Origin of the sequence: Paraburkholderia sp. J41, assembly GCF_905220235.1 — a bacterium.
GTDB lineage: Bacteria > Pseudomonadota > Gammaproteobacteria > Burkholderiales > Burkholderiaceae > Paraburkholderia.
The window spans coordinates 117205-137863 of sequence record NZ_CAJMZE010000017.1 but is presented as its reverse complement, the minus strand read 5'-3'; the positions used below and the strand labels follow the sequence as shown (position 1 = coordinate 137863).

The window sequence follows — 20659 nt, the reverse complement described above, 5'->3', positions numbered from 1 at the left end:
CATGGATGGAGACACCGCGAAGCCCACGCAGACCGACTACTCGGCATTCGAAGGCACTCGCCCCGTGGCCGGACGCCAACGCTTCGACGCCGATGCGCTGGCCGCGTGGCTCGCCGCTCACGTCGCGGGCTTCGAAGGACCGCTTGCGGTGGAGCAGTTCGCGGGCGGGCAGTCGAATCCCACCTTCAAGCTCGTCACGCCGCGGCGCACTTACGTGATGCGCGCGAGGCCCGGCCCGAAGGCGAAGCTGCTGCCTTCGGCGCACGCCGTCGAGCGCGAGTATCGCGTGATGGAGGCGCTCGCGGCCACCGACGTGCCCGTGGCGAAGATGCTCGCGCTGTGCGAGGACGAAAGCGTGATCGGCCGCGCGTTCTACGTGATGGAGTTCGTCGAGGGCCGCGTGTTGTGGGACCCGTCCCTGCCCGGCATGAAGCGCGAGCAGCGCGGCGCGATCTACGACGAGATGAACCGCGTGATCGCCGCGCTCCACAACGTCAAGCCCGAAGCGGTCGGCCTCGCCGATTACGGCAAACCCGGCAACTACTTCGCGCGCCAGATCGACCGCTGGAGCCGCCAGTATCAAGCCTCGGAAACCGGGCCGATCGACGCGATGAACCGGCTCATCGAATGGCTGCCGCAGCATATGCCCGACGAATCCGCTGCCGGCGCGGCGCGCGTTTGTATCGTGCATGGCGACTATCGGCTCGACAATCTCATCTTTCACCCGAGCGAGCCGCGCGTGCTGGCCGTGCTCGATTGGGAGCTTTCCACGCTCGGCCATCCGCTTGCCGACTTTTCGTATCACTGCATGGCCTGGCACGTCGATCCCGCGCAGTTTCGCGGCATCGCCGGACTCGACTGGCCCACGCTCGGCATTCCCGACGAAGCGCAGTACGTCGCGCGGTATTGCGAGCGCACGGGCGTGGAAATTCGCGGCGACTGGAACTTCTATCTCGCGTACAACATGTTCCGCATTGCCGCGATCCTGCAAGGCATCATGAAGCGCGTCGCGGACGGCACGGCCGCAAGCGCGCAGGCCGTGGACGCGGGCCGCCGCGCGAAACCAATGGCCGAACTCGCCTGGCGCTACGCACAGAAAGTGCGCTGAACACGAACACGCTGGACGGCATCGCCCTTTTCTCTGTCATTGCATCGCATTGCGAGGTCACGGATGAACTTCGATTACTCCCCGAAAGTGCAGGCGCTGCGCGAGAAGCTGCTCGCGTTCTTCGACGAACACATCTACCCGAACGAAGCGACGTTCCATGCCGAAGTCGAGCGCAATCGCGCGAACGGCAACGCGTGGGTGCCCACGGAAATCGTCGAGCAATTGAAGGAGAAGGCGCGCGAAGCCGGGCTGTGGAATCTGTTCCTGCCCGAATCGGTGCGCGGCGCGGGTCTGACGAACCTCGAATACGCGCCGCTTTGCGAGATCATGGGCCGCGTGCATTGGGCGCCCGAAGTGTTCAATTGCAGCGCGCCCGACACCGGCAACATGGAAACGATCGAGCGCTACGGCAGCGAGGCGCACAAGCAGCAATGGCTCGAACCGCTGCTGCAAGGCCATATTCGTTCGGCGTTTCTGATGACGGAACCCGAGGTGGCTTCGTCGGACGCAACCAATATCCAGACGCGGATCGTGCGCGACGGCGACGACTACGTGATCAACGGCACGAAATGGTGGTCGTCGGGCGCGGGCGACCCGCGTTGCGCCATCTATATCGTGATGGGCAAAACCGATCCCGATGCGCCGCGCCACGCGCAGCAGTCGATGATTCTCGTGCCCGCCGACTCGGCCGGCATCACCGTGCGCCGCCCGCTCACGGTGTTCGGCTACGACGACGCGCCGCACGGCCACATGGAAATCACGCTCGACGACGTGCGTGTGCCCGCGTCGAACATTTTGCTCGGCGAAGGTCGCGGCTTCGAGATCGCGCAAGGCCGGCTGGGACCGGGACGCATCCACCATTGCATGCGTTTGATCGGCCTCGCGGAACGCGCGCTCGAACTCATGGCGAAGCGCGCGCTCGCGCGTGTCGCGTTCGGCAAGCCGGTGGCCGCGCAAACCGTCACGCAGGAGCGTATCGCCGAAGCACGCTGCATGATCGACCAGGCGCGCCTGCTCACGCTCAAGACCGCCTACATGATGGACACCGTGGGCAACAAGGGCGCGCGCGGCGAGATCGCCATGATCAAGGTGGTCGCGCCGAACATGGCCTGCCAGGTTATCGACTGGGCGATGCAGGTGCATGGCGCGGCGGGCGTTTCCGGCGACTTTCCGCTTGCGTACGCCTATGCGTCGGCGCGCACGCTGCGTTTCGCCGACGGCCCCGACGAAGTGCATCGCAACGCCATCGCCAAGCTCGAACTCGCGCGCTATATGGGCGCGGGCGCGGCATCGCGCGTGGAACTGCCGGTCACGCGCTCGTGACATTCCAGCGTGTTCGAAACGCGCTTGACGTGCGCTTGACGTGCCCTTGAAGCGCCGTTGAGAAGCGCCCTTGAAGCCTCGCGCTCGCGCACAAGCCCACAAGCTCAGCAGGGGCGCTCCGGCGCCTCCGGCGAACGACATCGAAGTATGCTAATTTGCGCCAGATCCAGTGCCGCGGGCTTTGCCTCCGGCGCGTACTTCATGGTGCCAGGGAGCCACGATGATCGACGTTTATAGCTGGGCCACGCCGAACGGCCACAAGGTTCACATCATGCTCGAAGAGACCGGTCTCGAGTACGACGTGCATGCAGTCGATATCGGCGCGGGCGATCAGTTCAAGCCCGAGTTTCTCGCCATTAGCCCGAACAACAAGATTCCCGCCATCACCGACTCCGAAGGCCCGCGCCGCGCCGACGGCAAGCCGTTCTCGCTGTTCGAGTCGGGCGCGATCCTGCTGTATCTCGCGGCGAAAACGGGCCGTTTTCTGCCCGAGGATCTCGCCGCGCGCTACGACGTGCTGCAATGGGTCATGTTCCAGATGGGCGGCCTCGGCCCGATGCTCGGCCAGGCGCACCACTTCCGCATTTACGCGCCCGAAAAGATCGAGTACGCGGTCAATCGCTACACGAACGAAGCGAAGCGCCTCTACAACGTGATGGAAACGCAGCTCGCCAGAACCGAATATCTGGCCGGCGACGACTACACCATCGCGGACATCGCGGCGTTCCCGTGGACACGCTCCTGGCAAAACCAGGGCATCGACCTCGACGCGCTGCCCAACGTGAAGCGCTGGCACGAAACCATCGCGGCGCGCCCGGCGGTCCAGCGCGGCGTGGAAGTGCTCGCGAGCGCGCGCAAGCCGTTGATGGACGACAAGGCGAAGGAAATGCTGTTCGGCGCGACGCAGTACGGAAAGCGCTGATCCGTCGGTCACGCTGCCGCGCCGAATCCGGCGCAAGGAAACAGGGCGCCCGCGTCATGGCGGAGCGCCCTGTTTCGTGGTTCGGCCCCTTCAAAAATAGTGCCGCGTGATGAATTCGGCGACGCATGCCGGGCGCGCGTTCTCCCCGCCCGCGCCTTCGCGCTCGATCGCGATGTCCCAGACGACTTGCAGCCCGCCGCGCTCGACGTCGCTCGCCTCCTTCACGCCGATGCGCGCACGCACCCGCGCGCCCACCGGCACCGGCTGCGTGAAGCGCACGCGATTAAGACCGTAGTTCACGCCCATGCGCTGACGAATCTCGAACGTCGATTCGAGCAGCGCCGGAATCAGCGCCAGCGTGAGGAAGCCGTGCGCGATCGGGCCACCGAACGGCGACTCGCGGCGCGCGCGTTCCGCGTCGAGATGAATCCACTGACGATCGCCTGTGGCGTCGGCGAAAGCCTGCACGTCGGCGGCGCTCACTTCACGCCACGCGCTCAGAATCGTCGCCGCGCCCGCGAGCGCGCGCAACGCAGCGGCATCGGCGATCGGCACGGCGGCCGCGTTGCCTTCGACACCGCGCACATCGCCGCTCACGCCCGTCACGGCGCCGCTCCCGGATCACGCAGCCCGAACAGCGCCTTCGAGCGCACCGTCACCAGCAGTTCGCCGTGCTGATTGCGGCCTTCCCACAATGTTTCGACGATGCCGCGATCCGGCTTGCTTGCCGAAACGCGCTTGCTCACGACAAGATTCGTCATGGTGAGCGTGTCGCCGACGCGCGTGGGCTTGAGCCAGCGAATGTCGTCGATGCCGGGCGAGCCCATCGAGGTCGAGTCCTTGAGGAAATTGCGCACGAGCATGCCCATCATCACCGAACACGTGTGCCAGCCGCTCGCGACGAGCCCGCCGAACATCGACGATTCGGCGGCCACCTCGTCGACATGAAACGGCTGCGGATCGAATTCCGACGCGAAACGCACGACTTCGTCGCGCTCGAACGTGTGCGAACCGACCTCGTAAGTCTTGCCCACTTCCAGGTCTTCGTAGCTGAGGCTCATTGGGTCTTCCTGTTTTATGAATCCGCGCCTCACGCCGCCTTCGAAAATCCGGGCAGCGAGACAAAGCGTTCGAGATGATGGTCGACGTCGCCGAGCGTCGTTTCGATGATCGCGAGACGCTTGAAGAGATGCGCCGCCGCGACTTCGTTCGTCACGCCCATGCCGCCGTGCAGTTGCACCGCCTGCTGGCCGACGAAACGCGACGCTTGACCCACGCGCACCTTGGCCGCGGAAATCGCGCGGCGCCGCGCGTCGGCCGAGTCGCTACTGTAGCGCGCGGCCGCGAGATAGGTGAGCGAACGCGCCTGCTCGGCGTGAATCAGCATCTCGGCCATGCGATGCTGGAGCGCCTGGAAACGCGCGATCGGCACGCCGAACTGCTGGCGCGTTTTCGTGTATTCGACGGTCGCGGCCGTGAGCGCGTCGATGGCGCCAATCGCTTCCGCGCAAAGCAGGAACGTCGCGTAATCGGCGATGCGATTCAACGCGGCCGCGTCCGCCGCCGGTGCCGCCTGCGCCCGCGGATCGGCGAGCCGGCGCGCGCGCGCGTTCGCGAGCGTGAGCGTCGCGGCGCGCTGGCCGTCGATCGTGCGGTAGTCGCGCACCTCGACGCCCTGCCCGTCGCGCGCGACGACGAACAACGCCACGTCGCCCGCGAGCCGCGCGGGCACGATCCAGTAGTCGGCCTGCGCACCGTGCTGCACGACCGACTTCGTGCCGCTCAGCGCGAAACCGTCGCCGCTTTCCCGCGCTTGCGTTTCGATGGCGAACAGGTCGTAGCGCGCGAGCGGCTCGTGAAACGCGACGGCCAGCTTGATCTCGCCCGCCGCGACGCGTTCGAGCAGCGCCGCGTTGTCCGGCGCCGCCGCCAGTTTCAGCGCTTCGACGCCGACGGCCGTCGCCCAGTACGGCTCGACCGCGAGCGCGCGGCCGAGCGCCTGCATGACCACGAGCATGTCGAACGGCGTGCCGTCGAAGCCGCCCTGGCCCGAAGGCACCGGCAGCGCCGTAAGCCCGAGTTCGACGAACGCTTTCCAGTGCGCATCCGACACGCCTTCAATCGACTTGACAATCGCCTGGCGCGCCTCGAATCCGTATTGCTTGTCGAGATAGCGGCGCAGCGCGTCGCCGAGTTGCTGCTGCTCCTGGGTGAAATTGAAGTCCATGCGCCGCTCCTCAAAGCCCGAGAATCATCTGCGCGATGATGTTTTTCTGGATCTCGTTCGACCCGCCGTAGATCGAGGTCTTGCGATAGTTGAAGTAATACGCGGCGAGCGGCGCGGCATCGTCGTCGCCGCCCGCCGCGTGCTCGCGTTCGCCTTCGAGAAACGGCACGTCGAACGGCGCGGCGAGCGGGCCGACCGCATCGACCATCAGTTCGGTGAGCGCCTGCTGGATTTCCGTGCCCTTGATCTTGAGCATCGACGCTTCCGGCCCGGGGCCGCGCGCGTTCGCGGCGGCGGCAATCACGCGCTCGGCCGTGACTTCGAGCGCCATCAACTCGATTTCGACGGCGGCCACGCGCGCGGCGAACACCGGATCTTCGAGCAAGGGCTTGCCGTTCTTCTTTTGCTTGAGCGCAACGCCTTTGAGAAACGCGAGTTCGCGATTCGACGCGCCCACGCGCGCGATGCCCGTACGCTCATGGCCGAGCAGATACTTCGCGTAGGTCCAGCCGCGATTCTCCTCGCCGACGCGGTTCTCGACCGGCACCTTGACGTCTTCGAAGAACACTTCGTTGACCTCACGATCCTCATCGAGCGTGATGATCGGACGCACGGTAATGCCGGGCGTTTTCATGTCGATCAGCAGAAACGAGATGCCCTCCTGCTTCTTCGCCTCGGGATCGGTGCGCACGAGGCAGAACATCATGTCGGCGTGCTGGCCGAGCGTGGTCCAGGTTTTCTGGCCGTTCACCACGTAGTGATCGCCTTCCGGGTTCAGCACCGCGCGCGTGCGCAGCGAGGCGAGGTCGGAACCCGAACCGGGTTCGGAATACCCCTGGCACCACCAGTCCTCGCCGGAGAGAATGCGCGGCAGATAGCGGCGCTGCTGCGCCTCGCTGCCGTATTTCATGAGCACGGGCGCGACCATCGACACGCCGAACGGCAGCACGATGGGCGCGCCGATGCGGCCGCATTCGGCGTCCCAGATATGGCGTTGGGTTTCGGTCCAGCCGGGGCCGCCCCATTGCGCCGGCCACGCGGGCGCGGACCAGCCCCGCTTGCCGAGCAGCGCATGCCAGCTGGCGAGATCGTCGCGGGTGAGGCGTTTGTGGTTGAGCACCTTGTCGCGCAGCGCGTGAGGCAGATTGGCCTCGAGCCAGGTGCGGATTTCGGCGCGGAATGCGTCGTCGGCGGGGGTGGTGTCCAGATCCATGCGCAGTGTCTCCTGACCGCGGCCGGTGCGAGGCGAAGCTCGCGCCGCGGCGAAGACCCACGCGGCTATTGCAGCGGACCCTTCAGCGCGGCCGGAACCGGCAGCGGCATCACGTCGATGCCTTCTTCGACGAGGGCGCGCGCATCTTCAGCCGAAGCCACGCCCCGAATATTGCGCGACGGCGCTTCGTTGTAATGCATGCGTCGCGCCTCCTCGGCGAAACGGTCGCCCACGTTCTCCGTCTTCTCCAGAACCTCGCGGATCGCGCGCATTGCGTGCGCCTGCCATTGCTCCGCCTCGTTGCGCGGCGCCGGCTTCGGCTCGCTCGCACCGGACAGATTCAGGCGCGGCGCGGACGGCAAACGGCTCACTTCGGTGGCGCCGCACATCGGACATTCGACCAGCTTGCGCGATAGCTGCGACTCGAAGTCGTCAGCGGAAGCGAACCAGCCTTCGAACCGATGGCCGTCTGGGCACTGTAAATCGAGGACCTTCATGGGGAATCGGGGCGTGCGGTGAGTGTAGCGCAAATCGTAAATTTATGAACGATCGTTCGGAAAAATTCCGGGATCGGGCGACGGGGATATCCCGAAGCTCCGAGATTGTAGCGCCGCCTCGCCGGGTGCGCTGACGGTGCTAATTGACGCCTTGACGGCACCGGAGCGCGCCTTCCTCCCGGCCCGCAAACGAAAACGGCGGCCATGCAGGCCGCCGTCCAAGGCAAGCGCCTCGCGCCCGATGCACTCAGCCTTGCTCGGGCCTCGCCAGCGGCCACGCGCCCGCGAGCGCCTTTTCGAGCCAGAAGGTGCCGATGATCGTCTTTACGTCGCTGATCTTGCCGGTGCGCACCCATTCGAGCAATTCCGGCACCGTCGCCGTAAAGGTTTCCAGGAATTCGCCCTCGTCGAGTTGCGCATCGCCCGCCGTGAGGCCGCGCGCGAGATAGATGTCGATGAATTCCGTCGAATAGGAGATCACCGGGTGGATCTGCGTGAGATAGATGTACTCGCGCGCCGTGTAGCCCGTTTCTTCCTTCAGCTCGCGAATCGCACACGCGAGCGCGCCTTCCTGCGGATCGAGCTTGCCGGCCGGGAATTCCGTCATCACCCGCGCGAGCGGATAGCGGTATTGGCGCTCCATCAGCACGCGGCCATCGTCGAACAACGGAATGACCATCACCGCGCCCGGATGCTGCACGAACTCGCGCGTGGCGTGCTTGCCGTCGGGCAGCGCAACCGTGTCGCGCTTGAGCGTGAGAAAGTTGCCCGCGTAAAGCGTCGTGCTTTCCACGCACGTTTCGGCGAGCGCCGGATCGTGTTGATGATGTTCTGGAGCCATGTTTCAGCCTCGAAAATGCTCGGGATTCGGGAAGGCGGGCGCGCCGCTCGATGGTCGAATACGCCGGCCGTGCGGGCCGGCGCGCGCATCACGCCAGACGGCGTTTGACGAGATATTGCCAGGTGAAGCCGGGAAACGCGAACACGACAAAAAGACTGAAGGTGATCGCGTAGAACTGCCAGCCCTGGTCGAAACGGTTGCCGGCGCGCGCTTCCAGCAGGAAGCCGAGCGCACCGACCACAAAATACAGCACGATCATTTCAGCGATGCGAATCCACGCGCTTTTCTTCACCGCGCGCAGCGGCACGAAACCGAACAATCGCTGATTGAAAAACGGCAGGTTGGCGCCCGCGAGCGCCAACAGCACGATGAACCAGCCCGCAGCCGACATCAGAGCGGCAGCGTGTGCGAAACCGCTTGCAGGCAGAGCGACATCAGCGGGCCCGGAATGATGCCGAGCACCAGCACCGCCGCGCCGTTGAGCGTGAGCAGCGCGCGATTGGACGCGTGGCTTTCGATGGGCGCGCTGTCCTGCGGAGCGTCGAAGTACATCAGCTTCACGATGCGCAGGTAGTAGAACGCGCCGAACAGCGAAGTCACCACAGCAAGCACCGCAAGCCACGTAAGACCGGCGTTCATGGTCGCTTCGAGCACGGCAAGCTTCGCGTAGAAACCGACCGTGGGCGGAATGCCGGCGAGCGAGAACATCATCAGCATCATGACGAACGCGAACACCGGGCTGCGCTGGTTCAAGCCCTTGAAGTCGTCGAGCGTTTCCGCTTCGAAGTCGCGGCGCGCGAGCAGCATGACGATACCGAAAGCGCCGAGCGTCGTGATCAGATAGACGATGCTGTAGAACATGGCCGAGCTGTATGCGCTGGCCGCGCCCGTTGCCTTGTTGTCGACGATGCCGGCAAGCAGGCCGAGCAGCACGAAGCCCATGTTCGAAATGGCCGAGTACGCCAGCATGCGCTTGACGTTGCGCTGCACGATACCCGTGATATTGCCGACGATCATCGAGAGCGCCGCGAGGATGATGAGCATTTCCTGCCAGTCGACGGCGAGCGGCAGCAGCCCCATCACCAGGAAACGCACGGCCCACGCGAAGGCCGCGACCTTGGGGCCGCCGCCGGTGAGCAGCGTCATGGCCGTGGGCGCGCCCTGATAGACGTCGGGCACCCACATGTGGAACGGCACCGCGCCCATCTTGAACGCCACGCCCGCCACGATGAACACCACGCCGAACAGCAGCACGATGTCGTTGATGTGGCCCGAGGCGATGGCCTTGAACACCTCGCTCAGTTCGAGCGCACCGGTCGCGCCGTACAGCATGGAAATGCCGTAGAGCAAGAAGCCCGAGGCGAGCGCGCCCAGCACGTAGTACTTCATGGCCGCTTCGTTCGACTGCGACGCGTTACGGCGCAGCGCGATCACCGCATAAAGCGAGAGCGACATCAGCTCGAGACCGAGATACAGCGTGAGGAAGTTGTTGCCCGAGATCATGCAGATCTGGCCGAGCAGCGAGAACATGCCCAGCAGGAAGAACTCGCCCCGGAACATGTCGCGGTCTTCGAGATACTTGCGCGAATAGACGATCGACACGGCGTAGCCGAGCGTGACCACCGACTTCATCGCGCTCGCGAACGCATCGACCACGTACATGCGCGTGAAGTAATAGTACACGTGCGGATCGAACGCGTTCACCGCGAACCAGATGCCGGCGACCAGCGTGGTCACCAGTGCGATGAAATAGGTCGTGCGCCGGCCCGAAGGACCGGAGAACGTATCGTTGATCCACGCAACGACGAGGCCGGCCATGACCAGCGCGTCGGGCAGCAGAGCGTTCAAGGGGGCGTTTGGCATGATCTTTTGTTCCTCCGCTCGGTATTACTGTGATAGCGGCAGTTTCGACACCGCGACGTGGGAGAGGAGGTTTTCCACGGAAACGTGCATCACATCGGTAAAGGGCTTCGGGTAGATGCCCATGAAAAGCGTGAACAGCGCGAGCACCGCCAGCATGAGGTATTCGCGACCGTTGATGTCCTTCAGCTCGCGAACATGGTCGTTCGCGACGGCGCCGAAGTACACGCGCTTGTACATCCACAACGTATAGGCCGCGCCCAGGATCAGCGTGAACGCCGCCCCGAAAGCGATCCAGAAGTTGAACTTCACTGCCGCCAGAATCACCATGAATTCGCCGACGAACCCGGAGGTGCCCGGCAACCCGCAGTTGGCCATCGCGAACAGCATGGCCAGCGCGGCGAACTTCGGCATGGTGTTGACGACGCCGCCGTAATCGGCGATGTCGCGCGTGTGCATGCGGTCGTACAGCACCCCGATGCACAGGAACATGGCGCCCGAGACGAAACCGTGCGAGATCATCTGGATGATCGCGCCTTCGATCGCGAGCTGGCTCGACGGGCCGAACATAAAGAAGCCGAGCGTGACGAAGCCCATGTGGGCGATCGACGAATACGCGACCAGCTTCTTCATGTCCGCCTGCACCATCGCCACGAGACCGATGTAGATCACGGCGATGAGCGAGAGCGTGATGATGACGGGCGCCAGATAATGACTCGCGTCCGGCGCGACCGGCAGCGAGAAGCGCAGGAAACCGTACGCGCCGAGCTTGAGCATGATGGCGGCCAGCACCACCGAGCCGCCCGTGGGCGCCTCGACGTGCGCGTCCGGCAACCACGTGTGAACCGGCCACATCGGCACCTTGACGGCGAACGCGAAGAAGAACGCGACGAACAGCAATATTTGCGGCGTCATGGCGAGCCGGGCGTTCTGCCAGGTGGCGAGGTCGAACGTACCCGTCACGCGGTAGAGATACAGCAACGCGACCAGCATCAGCAGCGAGCCGGCCAGCGTGTACAGAAAGAATTTGAACGCCGCGTACACGCGGTTCGGGCCGCCCCAGACGCCGATGATGATGTACATCGGAATGAGCGTGGCTTCGAAGAACACATAGAACAGCAGGCCGTCGGCCGCGCTGAACACGCCGATCATGAGACCCGACAGGATGAGGAACGCCGCGTAATACTGCGCGACATTCCTCGTGATGACCTGCCAGCCCGCGATCACGACGATCACGGTGATGAGCGCCGTGAGCACCACGAACCACATCGAGATGCCGTCGACGCCCAGGTGATACGCGATATTGAACCGCTCGATCCAGACCGACTTCTCTTCGAACTGCAACGCAGCCGTGGTCGTGTCGAAACCCGAAACAAGCGGAAGGGTGACGAGGAAACTAAGCACCGAACCGATGAGCGCGAGCCAGCGGTCCGCGCTCGGGTTCCGTCTGGAACCCACTACTAGAACCACGACGCCGAAAATGATCGGCATCCAGATCGCAATACTGAGAATCGGAGTTGCGTGCATGCGTTTCCTCGCCTTATTTGCCGCTGAGCGTTACAAACAGGGTAAGGAGGCCAAGCATGCCAATAATCATGGCAAATGCGTAGTGATAGATATAGCCGGATTGCAGGAATCGAATGACAGTTGCAAACCAGCCGATAAACTTGGCGCTCCCGTTCACGACGCCGTCGATCACGACGACATCGCCCTCCTTCCACAGACCGCGACCGATGGCAACCGCTCCGCGCGCGAAGACGATTTCGTTGATCTTGTCGAGGTAATACGCATTTGCCAGCAGCTTGTACACCGGCGAGAACGTGCGCTGCACGACGGCCGGCAGGTCCGGGCGCTTCATGTAGAAGAACCACGCCACCACCACACCCGCGAGCGCGAGCCACACCGGCAGACCGGCGAACGCATGCGCGCCCATCGCGGCCCAGCCCTGGAATTCCTTGCCCATCTCGGCGAGCGCTTCATGGTTTTCGCCGATGAAGATCACGTTCTGGGACGCAACGCCATTCTGGAAGAAGCTGCCGTAGAGCAACGGCCCGATCGCCACCGCGCCGGCGATCACCGAAGGGATCGCGAGCAGGACGAGCGGCACCCAGACGACCCACGGCGACTCGTGCGGAACATGCACGTGGTGACCGTCGTGGCCATGATCGCCATGATGGCCTTGACCATGCGCGGCGGCTTCGGCGCCCATCGGCGAGTCGGGATGCTTCGGATCGCGGAAGCGCTCCTTGCCGTGGAACACGAGGAAGTACATACGGAACGAGTACAGCGCCGTGACGAACACGCTCGCGACCACCGCGAAATACGCGAAGCCCGAGCCCGGCAGATGCGAGAGCTTCACCGCGTCGATGATCGAGTCCTTCGAGTAGAAGCCCGAGAAGAACGGCGTGCCGATCAGCGCGAGCGAGCCGATGAGCGACGTGATCCACGTGACCGGCATGTACTTGCGCAGGCCGCCCATGTTGCGCATGTCCTGATCGTGGTGCATGCCCATGATGACCGAACCCGCGCCGAGGAACAGCAGCGCCTTGAAGAACGCGTGCGTCATCAGGTGGAAGATCGCGACCGGATACGCCGACACGCCGAGCGCGACCGTCATGTAGCCGAGCTGCGAGAGCGTGGAATAAGCGACCACGCGCTTGATGTCGTTCTGCACGACGCCGAGAAAGCCCATGAACAGCGCGGTGATCGAGCCGATCACGACGATGAACGAGAGCGCCGCTTCGGAAAGCTCGAACAGCGGCGACATGCGCGCGACCATGAAAATGCCGGCCGTCACCATGGTGGCGGCGTGGATCAGCGCGGAGATCGGCGTCGGGCCTTCCATCGAATCGGGCAGCCAGACGTGCAGCGGGAACTGCGCCGACTTGCCCATCGCGCCGATGAAGAGGCAGATGCACGCGGCCGTGAGCAGGTTCCACGAGGTGCCGGGGAACGTCAGCGCGGCGAGTTCGTGGCTTTTCGCGAACACGTCGTTGTAGTTGAGCGAGCCGCCGTACGCGAGCAGCAGACCGATGCCCAGCAGGAAGCCGAAGTCGCCCACGCGGTTCACGAGGAACGCCTTCATGTTCGCGTAGATGGCGCTTTCACGCTTGAAGTAGAAGCCGATCAGCAGGTACGAAACGAGACCCACCGCTTCCCAGCCGAAGAACAGTTGCAGGAAGTTGTTGCTCATCACGAGCATCAGCATCGAGAACGTGAACAGCGCGATGTACGAGAAGAAGCGCTGGTAGCCCTCTTCTTCCGCCATGTAGCCGATCGTGTAGACGTGGACCATCAGCGATACGAAAGTCACGACGATCATCATGAGCGCCGTCAACGAGTCGATCAGGAAGCCGACTTCGAACTTCAGGCCGCCGACCGACATCCATTCGTAGACGGTGCCGTTGTAGCTCGCGCCGTTCAGCACGTCGAAGAACGTGATGCACGAGAGCACGAACGCGATCGCCACGCCCAGAATGGTTACCGTATGCGCGCCCGCGCGCCCGACGGTCTTGCCGAACAAGCCGGCAATGAGAGAACCGGCGAGTGGCGCCAGCGGGATCGCCAGCAATAAGGTTTCGTTGAGTGTTGTTGCCATAGCAGCCTGCCTTAGCCTTTGAGCTGATCGAGGTCCTCGACGTTGATCGTGTCGAGGCTGCGGAACAGAGTCACAAGAATAGCCAGACCAATCGCGGCTTCCGCTGCCGCAACAGTTAGCACGAAGAACACGAAAATCTGTCCGTGAACGTCACCGAGATAATGCGAGAACGCGACGAAATTCGTGTTCACCGCCAACAGCATCAGCTCAATCGCCATCAGGATGATGATGACGTTGCGCCGATTCAAAAAGATTCCGACGATCGAGATCGCGAAGAGGATCGCGCCGAGCACGAGGTAATGGGCCAGTGTCAACATGGTGGTTCGCTCCTTGGCGCTTAGCTCTTGGTGCCCGAGCCCGACGGCACCGGCGCGGCCACGCCGGTGGCTTCGGCCGCGGCCGCGTCGGTCTGCGCGACTTCCGGGATTTCCTTGACCGCATCCATCTTCACGAGGCGCACGCGGTCCTGGCGGCGCACGTTGACCTGCTTCGACACGTTCTGGCGCTTGCTGTCCTTCGGCTCGCGCACCGTGAGCGCGATGGCCGCGACGATCGCCACCAGCAGCACGAGGCCGGCGATTTCGAACGCGAAGATGTAATCCGTGTAGATGATCTTGCCGATCAGATGCGTGTTCGAGACCGAAGCCGCCGCCACCGCCGTGGTGTCGGGCACCGGCGTGCTGGTCGCACCATAGCCGTGCCAGAGGATCAGCGCCGTTTCGATCACGATGATCGCGCCCACGATGGTCGCGACGGGAATGAAGCGCTTGAAGTCGCGGCTCAGCACGTCGATGTTGATGTCCAGCATCATCACCACGAACAGGAACAGCACCATCACCGCGCCCACGTAGACGAGCACCAGCAGGATCGCGAGGAATTCGGCCTCGAGCAGCATCCAGATCGCGGCCGCGTTGAAGAACGCGAGCACGAGAAAGAGCGCGGACGAGACAGGATTGCGCGAGGTGATCACCTTCAGCCCTGACAGCGTGAGCAGCAGCGCGAAGATGTAGAACAGGACGGTGGTGAATTCCATGATTACGGGTTCATCGTTGAGGCCATCGTAAGGCGGAGTGCGCGGCGCATTCTGGCGGCCAGACCAGGGAGCGTCGCGCCGCGGCGGTCAGGCTGCGGCTTCGCGGTTTTTTTCAGCACACGCGTTCCCCGCAGCCGGCCCGAACCGCGGGCCGATGCAGCGTCAAACAGAAGATCAACGGTACGGTGCATCCGCTGCCTTGTTCGCCGCGATCTGCGCTTCATAGCGGTCGCCGACGGCCAGCAGCATATCCTTGGTGAAATACAGGTCGCCGCGCTTCTCGCCGTGGTACTCGAGAATGTGCGTTTCGACGATCGAATCGACCGGGCAGCTTTCCTCGCAAAAACCGCAGAAGATGCACTTGGTCAGGTCGATGTCGTAGCGCGTCGTGCGGCGCGTATTGTCCTCGCGCACTTCCGATTCGATCGTGATCGCGAGCGCGGGGCACACGGCCTCGCACAGCTTGCACGCGATGCAGCGCTCTTCGCCATTTTCATAGCGGCGCAGCGCATGCAATCCGCGGAAACGAGGCGACATTGGGGTCTTTTCTTCCGGGAACTGCACCGTGACCTTGCGCTTGAAGGTGTAGCGGCCCGTGAGCGCGAGGCCCTTGAGCAGTTCCGTGAGGAAGAAAGTCTTGAAAAAATTCTGGATAGCGTTCATTTCATCGCCTCCTTATTTCCAGATGCTCAGCGGCGACATGTACCAGAAACCCACCACGATGAGCCACACCACGCAGACCGGAATGAACACCTTCCAGCCGAGGCGCATGATCTGGTCATAGCGGTAGCGCGGGAACGTCGCGCGAGCCCAGATGAACACCGACAGGAGGAAGAAGACCTTCAGCACCAGCCAGAACACGCCCGGAATGAAATCGAGGAAGCCGAACGGCGCGCTCCAGCCGCCGAGGAACAGCACCGAGGCCAGCGCCGAGATCACGATCATGTTGATGTACTCGGCGAGGAAGAACAGCGCGAAGCCCATCCCCGAATAGTCGATCATGTGACCCGCGACGATCTCCGACTCCCCTTCCACCACGTCGAACGGGTGGCGGTTCGTTTCGGCGATGCCCGAGATGAAGTAGACGACGAACATCGGCAGCAGCGGCAGCCAGTTCCACGAGAGGAACGTGATGCCCCAGTTGGCGAACATGCCGCGCATCTGGCCCTGAACGATGTCCGAGAGGTTCAGGCTGCCCGACACCATCAGCACGACGACGAGCGCGAAGCCCATCGCGATTTCGTACGAAACCATTTGCGCCGCAGCGCGCATCGCGCCGAGGAACGCATACTTCGAATTCGAGGCCCAGCCCGCGAGAATCACGCCGTAGACGCCGATCGACGAGATCGCCATCACGTAGAGCAAGCCCGCGTTGATGTTGCCGAGCACCGCGCCCGCCTGGAACGGAATCACGGCCCAGACCGCGAAGGCCGGCACCACCACCATGATCGGCGCGATCATGTAGATCCACCGGCTCGCCTGCGCGGGCTGAATCACTTCCTTGAGCAGCAGCTTCAGCACGTCGGCGATCGGCTGCAACAAGCCGCCGGGACCGACGCGGTTCGGGCCGAGACGCACGTGCATCCAGCCGATCAGCTTGCGCTCCCAGAGGATCAGGTACGCGACGCACAGCAGGATCACCACCGCCACGACGAGAATGCGCACCAGCGCCCACACCGTGGGCCACGCCACGCCGAGCACCTGGGTGCCGCCTGCATTGATCGTATCGAACAAGCTCATTTACGCCTTCTCCACCAGCAGTTCACCGAACAGGCTGCCGAGTTGCGCACCCGCCGCCGTGGCCGCCGACACGCGCACCACCGTCGGCGCGAGATTCGCGTCGCGCGTGGCCGGCGCCGTCACCAAAAGTTCGCCCTGGCGCACGCGCACGGCGTCGCCTTCCTTGAGGCCGAGCTGATCGAACAACGCAGCCGGCAGGCCGACCGCGTTCGCCACGCGCGCGGCGGTGGTCAGTTGCAGCGCTTCGCCGCGACGCACGATGGGGTCGGCGTGATAGATGGGCACGTCGGCGACGCGCTCGAAGCGGCCTTCCGCGGCCTTCGCCACGCTGCCGCGCGCGACCGTTGCGCTCGCCCGGTTCGACAGACGGCTTTCCAGCTCGCCGTCGCCGAGCGCCTTGCGGCGGACTTCCTCGGCCGTGTCGTATTCGAAGCCCTGGGCGCCGAGCAACGTGCCCAGCACGCGCAGCACCTTCCACGCCGGACGCGTGTCGCCGAGGGGGCGCACGACGCCGTTGAAGGTTTGCGCGGTGCCTTCGGCGTTGACGAAGGTGCCCGAGGTTTCGGTGAACGGCGCGACGGGCAGCAGCACGTCGGCGTAATCGAGGCCGGTCTTGTACGGCGAGAACACGGCCACCATTTCGGCCTGCGCGAGCGCGGCACGTGCCGCGGCCGGATTGAGCGTGTCGAATTCCGGCTCGAGGTTGAACAGCAGATAGCCCTTGCGCGGCTGCTCGAACGCTTCGCGCGCGTTCAGGCCGTCGCGGCCCGGCAGCGCGCCCGCGAGGTGCGCGCCGACCGTGTTGGCCGCTTCCGTCAGGAAGCCGAGCGTCGCGCCCGTGGTGTCGGCAATGAACTGCGCCGCCGCGTGCAGACGCGAGAATTCGGGATGCTGAACCGCCGCGTTGCCAAGCAACACATAGCGGCGCTCGCCGTTCGAGAGCGAGGCAGCCAGCGCTTTGGCGGCGTCGGTTGCCTGCGCGCCCGCGAAGCCTTCCGGCACCGCGACGCCCTTCGCTTCGGCCGCCGCCGCCGCGATCGACGCGAGTTCGTCGAGCCACGCCGAAGGCGCCGCGACGATACGTTGCGCGTTCGGGATCAGTGAACCGTCGGCCGTGGCGTTAAGCAGCGTGACCTGCGCGCCGCCCTTGGCGGCCTGGCGCAGACGCGCGGCGAACAGCGCGTGATCGCGGCGCAGGAACGAGCCGATCACGAAGGCCGAATCGGCATACGAGAGTTCGGCGATTTTCGTGCCGAGCCACGGCGCGCCCGCGAGCGGCGCGGAGAAGTCGCTCTGGCGCAGGCGGAAGTCGACGTTCGGCGTGCCGATGGCGTCCGCGAACTGCTTCGCGAGATAGAGTTCTTCGAGCGTGCTGTGCGGGCTCGCGAGCAGCGCGAGCTGGTTCTCGCCGTGCTCGTCGGCGATGCCCTTGATGCCCTTGATCACGTACTCGAGCGCGGTCTGCCAGTCGGTTTCCACCCACTCGCCGCCTTGCTTGATCATCGGGCGTGTGAGGCGGTCTTCGCTGTTCAGGCCTTCGTAGGAGAAACGGTCCTTGTCCGAGATCCAGCATTCGTTGATGGCTTCGTTCTCGAACGGCAGCACGCGCATCACGCGGTTGTTCTTCACCTGCACGACAAGATTCGCACCCGTCGCGTCGTGCGGGCTCACCGACTTGCGGCGCGACAGTTCCCACGTCCGCGCCGAGAAGCGGAACGGCTTGCTCGTCAGCGCGCCGACCGGGCACAGGTCGATCATGTTGCCCGAGAGTTCCGAGTCGACGGTCTTGCCGACGAACGAGGTGATTTCCGAATGCTCGCCGCGGCCGAGCATGCCAAGCTCCATCACGCCCGCGATTTCGTCGCCGAAGCGCACGCAGCGCGTGCAGTGAATGCAGCGCGACATCTCTTCCATCGAGATGAGCGGACCGACGTTCTTGTGGAACACCACGCGCTTTTCTTCGCTGTAGCGCGACGCCGACTTGCCGTAACCCACGGCCAGATCCTGGAGCTGGCATTCGCCGCCCTGGTCGCAGATCGGGCAATCGAGCGGGTGGTTGATCAGCAGGAATTCCATCACGGCTTGCTGGCCCTGCACCGCCTTCTCGGACATCGTGCGCACGACCATGCCTTGCGAAACCGGCGTCGCGCATGCGGGCACGGCCTTCGGCATCTTCTCGACGTCGACGAGACACATCCGGCAGTTGGCCGCGATGGACAGCTTCTTGTGATAGCAGAAGTGCGGGATATACGTGTCCACCCGCTGCGCAGCCTGGATCACCATGCTGCCCTCGGGCACCTGCACCTTCTTGCCGTCTATTTCAAGTTCAACCATGATGGTTAATCGTCCCTAACCTGTTACCGCTCAATTTCCGAGCGGCATTCCCCGTTGCGTCGTGCTACGCGGATCGCGCATGACACGCTGTCCTGTGAGCGCCGCGCCGGCGCTCGCCCTCGCTCGCCATTCAGGCAGCCACGGTTTCCGTGGCCGCGTGCGAGCCGGCATGACCGCCGACCAGACAGCGCTTGTTGTGCACGTGATATTCGAATTCGTCCCAGTAATGCTTGAGCATGCCGCGCACCGGCATGGCCGCCGCGTCGCCCAGCGCGCAGATCGTGCGACCCATGATGTTGCCCGCGACCGAGTTCAGCAGATCCAGGTCTTCCTGGCGGCCCTGACCGTGCTCGATGCGATTCACCACGCGATACAGCCAGCCCGTGCCCTCGCGGCACGGCGTACACTGGCCGCACGACTCTTCGTAATAGAAGTACGACAGACGCAGCAGCGAGCGCACCATGCAACGCGTTTCGTCCATGACGATGACCGCGCCCGAGCCGAGCATGGAGCCCTGCTTGGCGATGGAGTCATAGTCCATGTCGGTCTGCATCATCAGGTCGCCCGGAATGACCGGCGCCGACGAACCGCCCGGAATCACGGCCTTCAGCTTCTTGCCGCCGCGCATGCCGCCGGCCAGCTCCATGAGCTTGGCGAACGGCGTGCCGAGCGGAATCTCGTAGTTGCCCGGACGCTCCACGTCGCCGGAAACCGAGAAAATCTTCGTGCCGCCGTTGTTCGGCTTGCCCAGCTCCATGTAGGTCTGCGGACCCACGCTCAGCAGGAAGGGCACGGCCGCGAAGGTTTCCGTGTTGTTGATCGTCGTGGGCTTGCCGTACACGCCGAAACTCGCCGGGAACGGCGGCTTGAAGCGCGGCTGACCCTTCTTGCCTTCGAGCGATTCGAGCAGCGCCGTTTCCTCGCCGCAGATGTACGCGCCATAGCCATGGTGCGCGTGCAACTGGAACGAGAAGTCGGTGCCCAGAATGTTGTCGCCGAGATAACCGGCCGCGCGCGCTTCGTCGAGCGCGGCTTCGAAGCGGCGATACACCTCGAAAATCTCGCCGTGGATATAGTTGTAGCCCACGGTGATGCCCATCGCGTACGCGCCGATCGCCATGCCTTCGATCACGCTATGCGGATTCCAGCGCAGGATGTCGCGATCCTTGAACGTGCCCGGCTCGCCTTCGTCGGAATTGCAGACGAGATACTTCTGCCCCGGGAACTGGCGCGGCATGAAGCTCCACTTCAAACCGGTCGGAAAGCCCGCGCCGCCGCGGCCGCGCAGACCGCCGGCCTTGACGTCGGCGATCACCTGCTCGGGCGCGATCTTCTCTTCGAGAATGCGGCGCAGCTGCTTGTAGCCGCCGCGCGCCACGTAATCTTCCAGATGCCAGTTCTCGCCGTTGAGGCCCGCGAGAATCAGCGGCTTGATGTGACGGTCGTGCAACGAAGTCATTTCGAAAGCTCCTCGAGCAGCTGGTCGATCTTCTGGCGGCTCATGAAGCTGCACATGCGGTGATTGTTCACGAGCATCACCGGCGCATCGCCGCACGCGCCCATGCACTCACCTTCCTTCAAGGTGAACTTGCCGTCGGGCGTGGTTTCGCCGAAGTCGATTCCGAGCTTCTGCTTCAGGTATTCGGCGGCGCTCTCCGAGCCGCCTTCCGGGCCGAGCTGGCACGGCAGATTCGTGCAGAGCGTGATCTTGTGCTTGCCGACCGGCCTGGTCTCGAACATCGTGTAGAACGTGGCGACTTCCTGCACGGCCACCGGCGGCATGCTGATGTAGTCGGCCACGAACTGCATGAGTTCGGGGGACAGCCAGCCGTGCTCTTCTTGAGCCACGGCCAACGCCGCCATCACGGCGGACTGTCGTTGATCGGCGGGATACTTCGTCAACGCGCGATCGATTTCTTTCAGGCCTTCAGCTGAGATCATTTTCAGACACGACTCTTTCAAT

At 64.0% G+C, this 20659-nt stretch carries 20 protein-coding genes; 3 read left to right on the top strand and 17 right to left on the bottom strand.

What is annotated here, in order from left to right:
* Position 1 precedes the first annotated feature (1 nt).
* From U5805_RS19050 to U5805_RS19040, 3 genes are all read left to right on the top strand, one after another.
* Complete coding sequence (locus tag U5805_RS19050) at positions 2 to 1108, top strand: phosphotransferase (RefSeq protein ID WP_322105044.1); 1107 nt, start codon at positions 2 to 4, stop codon at positions 1106 to 1108.
* Positions 1109 to 1171: 63 nt separating this feature from the next.
* The gene (locus U5805_RS19045) at positions 1172 to 2431 is read left to right on the top strand and encodes an acyl-CoA dehydrogenase family protein (protein WP_322105043.1); all 1260 of its coding nucleotides are present in this window, start codon (positions 1172 to 1174) and stop codon (positions 2429 to 2431) included.
* A 220-nt stretch (positions 2432 to 2651) separates the two neighbouring features.
* The gene (locus U5805_RS19040; protein ID WP_322105042.1) at positions 2652 to 3353 is read left to right on the top strand and encodes a glutathione binding-like protein; all 702 of its coding nucleotides are present in this window, start codon (positions 2652 to 2654) and stop codon (positions 3351 to 3353) included.
* A 90-nt stretch (positions 3354 to 3443) separates the two neighbouring features.
* Here U5805_RS19040 and U5805_RS19035 read toward each other — a convergent pair whose 3' ends face one another.
* The 17 genes from U5805_RS19035 to nuoE all read right to left on the bottom strand — a co-directional run bounded on the left by U5805_RS19035 (position 3444) and on the right by nuoE (position 20637).
* Positions 3444 to 3950, bottom strand: coding sequence for a MaoC family dehydratase (locus U5805_RS19035; RefSeq protein WP_322105062.1), 507 nt, complete (start codon positions 3948 to 3950; stop codon positions 3444 to 3446).
* A gap of 5 nt (positions 3951 to 3955) precedes the next feature.
* A complete protein-coding gene (locus U5805_RS19030; protein WP_322105041.1) occupies positions 3956 to 4414 on the bottom strand; it encodes a MaoC family dehydratase in 459 nt (152 codons plus the stop codon).
* Positions 4415 to 4443: 29 nt separating this feature from the next.
* Positions 4444 to 5580: an acyl-CoA dehydrogenase gene (locus U5805_RS19025; RefSeq protein ID WP_322105040.1), complete on the bottom strand. Its 1137-nt coding sequence runs from the start codon at positions 5578 to 5580 to the stop codon at positions 4444 to 4446.
* Between the two features lie 10 nt (positions 5581 to 5590).
* Complete coding sequence (locus U5805_RS19020; protein ID WP_322105039.1) at positions 5591 to 6793, bottom strand: acyl-CoA dehydrogenase family protein; 1203 nt, start codon at positions 6791 to 6793, stop codon at positions 5591 to 5593.
* 65 nt (positions 6794 to 6858) lie between these two features.
* On the bottom strand, positions 6859 to 7290 hold the full coding sequence (locus U5805_RS19015) for a DUF1178 family protein (protein WP_322105038.1): 432 nt from the start codon (positions 7288 to 7290) through the stop codon (positions 6859 to 6861).
* A 247-nt stretch (positions 7291 to 7537) separates the two neighbouring features.
* On the bottom strand, positions 7538 to 8131 hold the full coding sequence (locus tag U5805_RS19010; RefSeq protein ID WP_322105037.1) for an NUDIX hydrolase: 594 nt from the start codon (positions 8129 to 8131) through the stop codon (positions 7538 to 7540).
* An 88-nt stretch (positions 8132 to 8219) separates the two neighbouring features.
* Positions 8220 to 8522 (bottom strand): DUF2818 family protein, encoded by a 303-nt coding sequence (locus tag U5805_RS19005; RefSeq protein ID WP_322105036.1) that lies wholly within the window; start codon positions 8520 to 8522, stop codon positions 8220 to 8222.
* Positions 8522 to 9994 carry an NADH-quinone oxidoreductase subunit NuoN gene (nuoN, locus tag U5805_RS19000; RefSeq protein WP_322105035.1) on the bottom strand — a complete coding sequence of 491 codons (1473 nt, stop codon included), beginning with the start codon at positions 9992 to 9994 and terminating at the stop codon, positions 8522 to 8524. Before nuoN ends, U5805_RS19005 begins: the two co-directional genes overlap by 1 nt.
* Before the next feature lie 24 nt (positions 9995 to 10018).
* Positions 10019 to 11518: an NADH-quinone oxidoreductase subunit M gene (locus U5805_RS18995; protein WP_322105034.1), complete on the bottom strand. Its 1500-nt coding sequence runs from the start codon at positions 11516 to 11518 to the stop codon at positions 10019 to 10021.
* A gap of 13 nt (positions 11519 to 11531) precedes the next feature.
* A complete protein-coding gene (gene nuoL / locus U5805_RS18990; RefSeq protein WP_322105033.1) occupies positions 11532 to 13589 on the bottom strand; it encodes an NADH-quinone oxidoreductase subunit L in 2058 nt (685 codons plus the stop codon).
* 11 nt (positions 13590 to 13600) lie between these two features.
* Positions 13601 to 13906 (bottom strand): NADH-quinone oxidoreductase subunit NuoK, encoded by a 306-nt coding sequence (gene nuoK, locus U5805_RS18985; RefSeq protein ID WP_006052894.1) that lies wholly within the window; start codon positions 13904 to 13906, stop codon positions 13601 to 13603.
* A 20-nt stretch (positions 13907 to 13926) separates the two neighbouring features.
* Positions 13927 to 14622, bottom strand: coding sequence for an NADH-quinone oxidoreductase subunit J (locus tag U5805_RS18980; protein WP_322105032.1), 696 nt, complete (start codon positions 14620 to 14622; stop codon positions 13927 to 13929).
* Between the two features lie 174 nt (positions 14623 to 14796).
* On the bottom strand, positions 14797 to 15285 hold the full coding sequence (gene nuoI, locus U5805_RS18975) for an NADH-quinone oxidoreductase subunit NuoI (protein WP_322105031.1): 489 nt from the start codon (positions 15283 to 15285) through the stop codon (positions 14797 to 14799).
* A 12-nt stretch (positions 15286 to 15297) separates the two neighbouring features.
* Positions 15298 to 16362 (bottom strand): NADH-quinone oxidoreductase subunit NuoH, encoded by a 1065-nt coding sequence (gene nuoH, locus U5805_RS18970; protein WP_322105030.1) that lies wholly within the window; start codon positions 16360 to 16362, stop codon positions 15298 to 15300.
* Positions 16363 to 18696, bottom strand: a complete 2334-nt coding sequence (nuoG, locus tag U5805_RS18965) for an NADH-quinone oxidoreductase subunit NuoG (RefSeq protein WP_322105029.1) — start codon at positions 18694 to 18696, stop codon at positions 16363 to 16365.
* A gap of 130 nt (positions 18697 to 18826) precedes the next feature.
* Positions 18827 to 20155 (bottom strand): NADH-quinone oxidoreductase subunit NuoF, encoded by a 1329-nt coding sequence (gene nuoF, locus U5805_RS18960; RefSeq protein ID WP_322105028.1) that lies wholly within the window; start codon positions 20153 to 20155, stop codon positions 18827 to 18829.
* On the bottom strand, positions 20152 to 20637 hold the full coding sequence (gene nuoE / locus U5805_RS18955) for an NADH-quinone oxidoreductase subunit NuoE (protein ID WP_322105027.1): 486 nt from the start codon (positions 20635 to 20637) through the stop codon (positions 20152 to 20154). Before nuoE ends, nuoF begins: the two co-directional genes overlap by 4 nt.
* Positions 20638 to 20659: the final 22 nt, after the last annotated feature.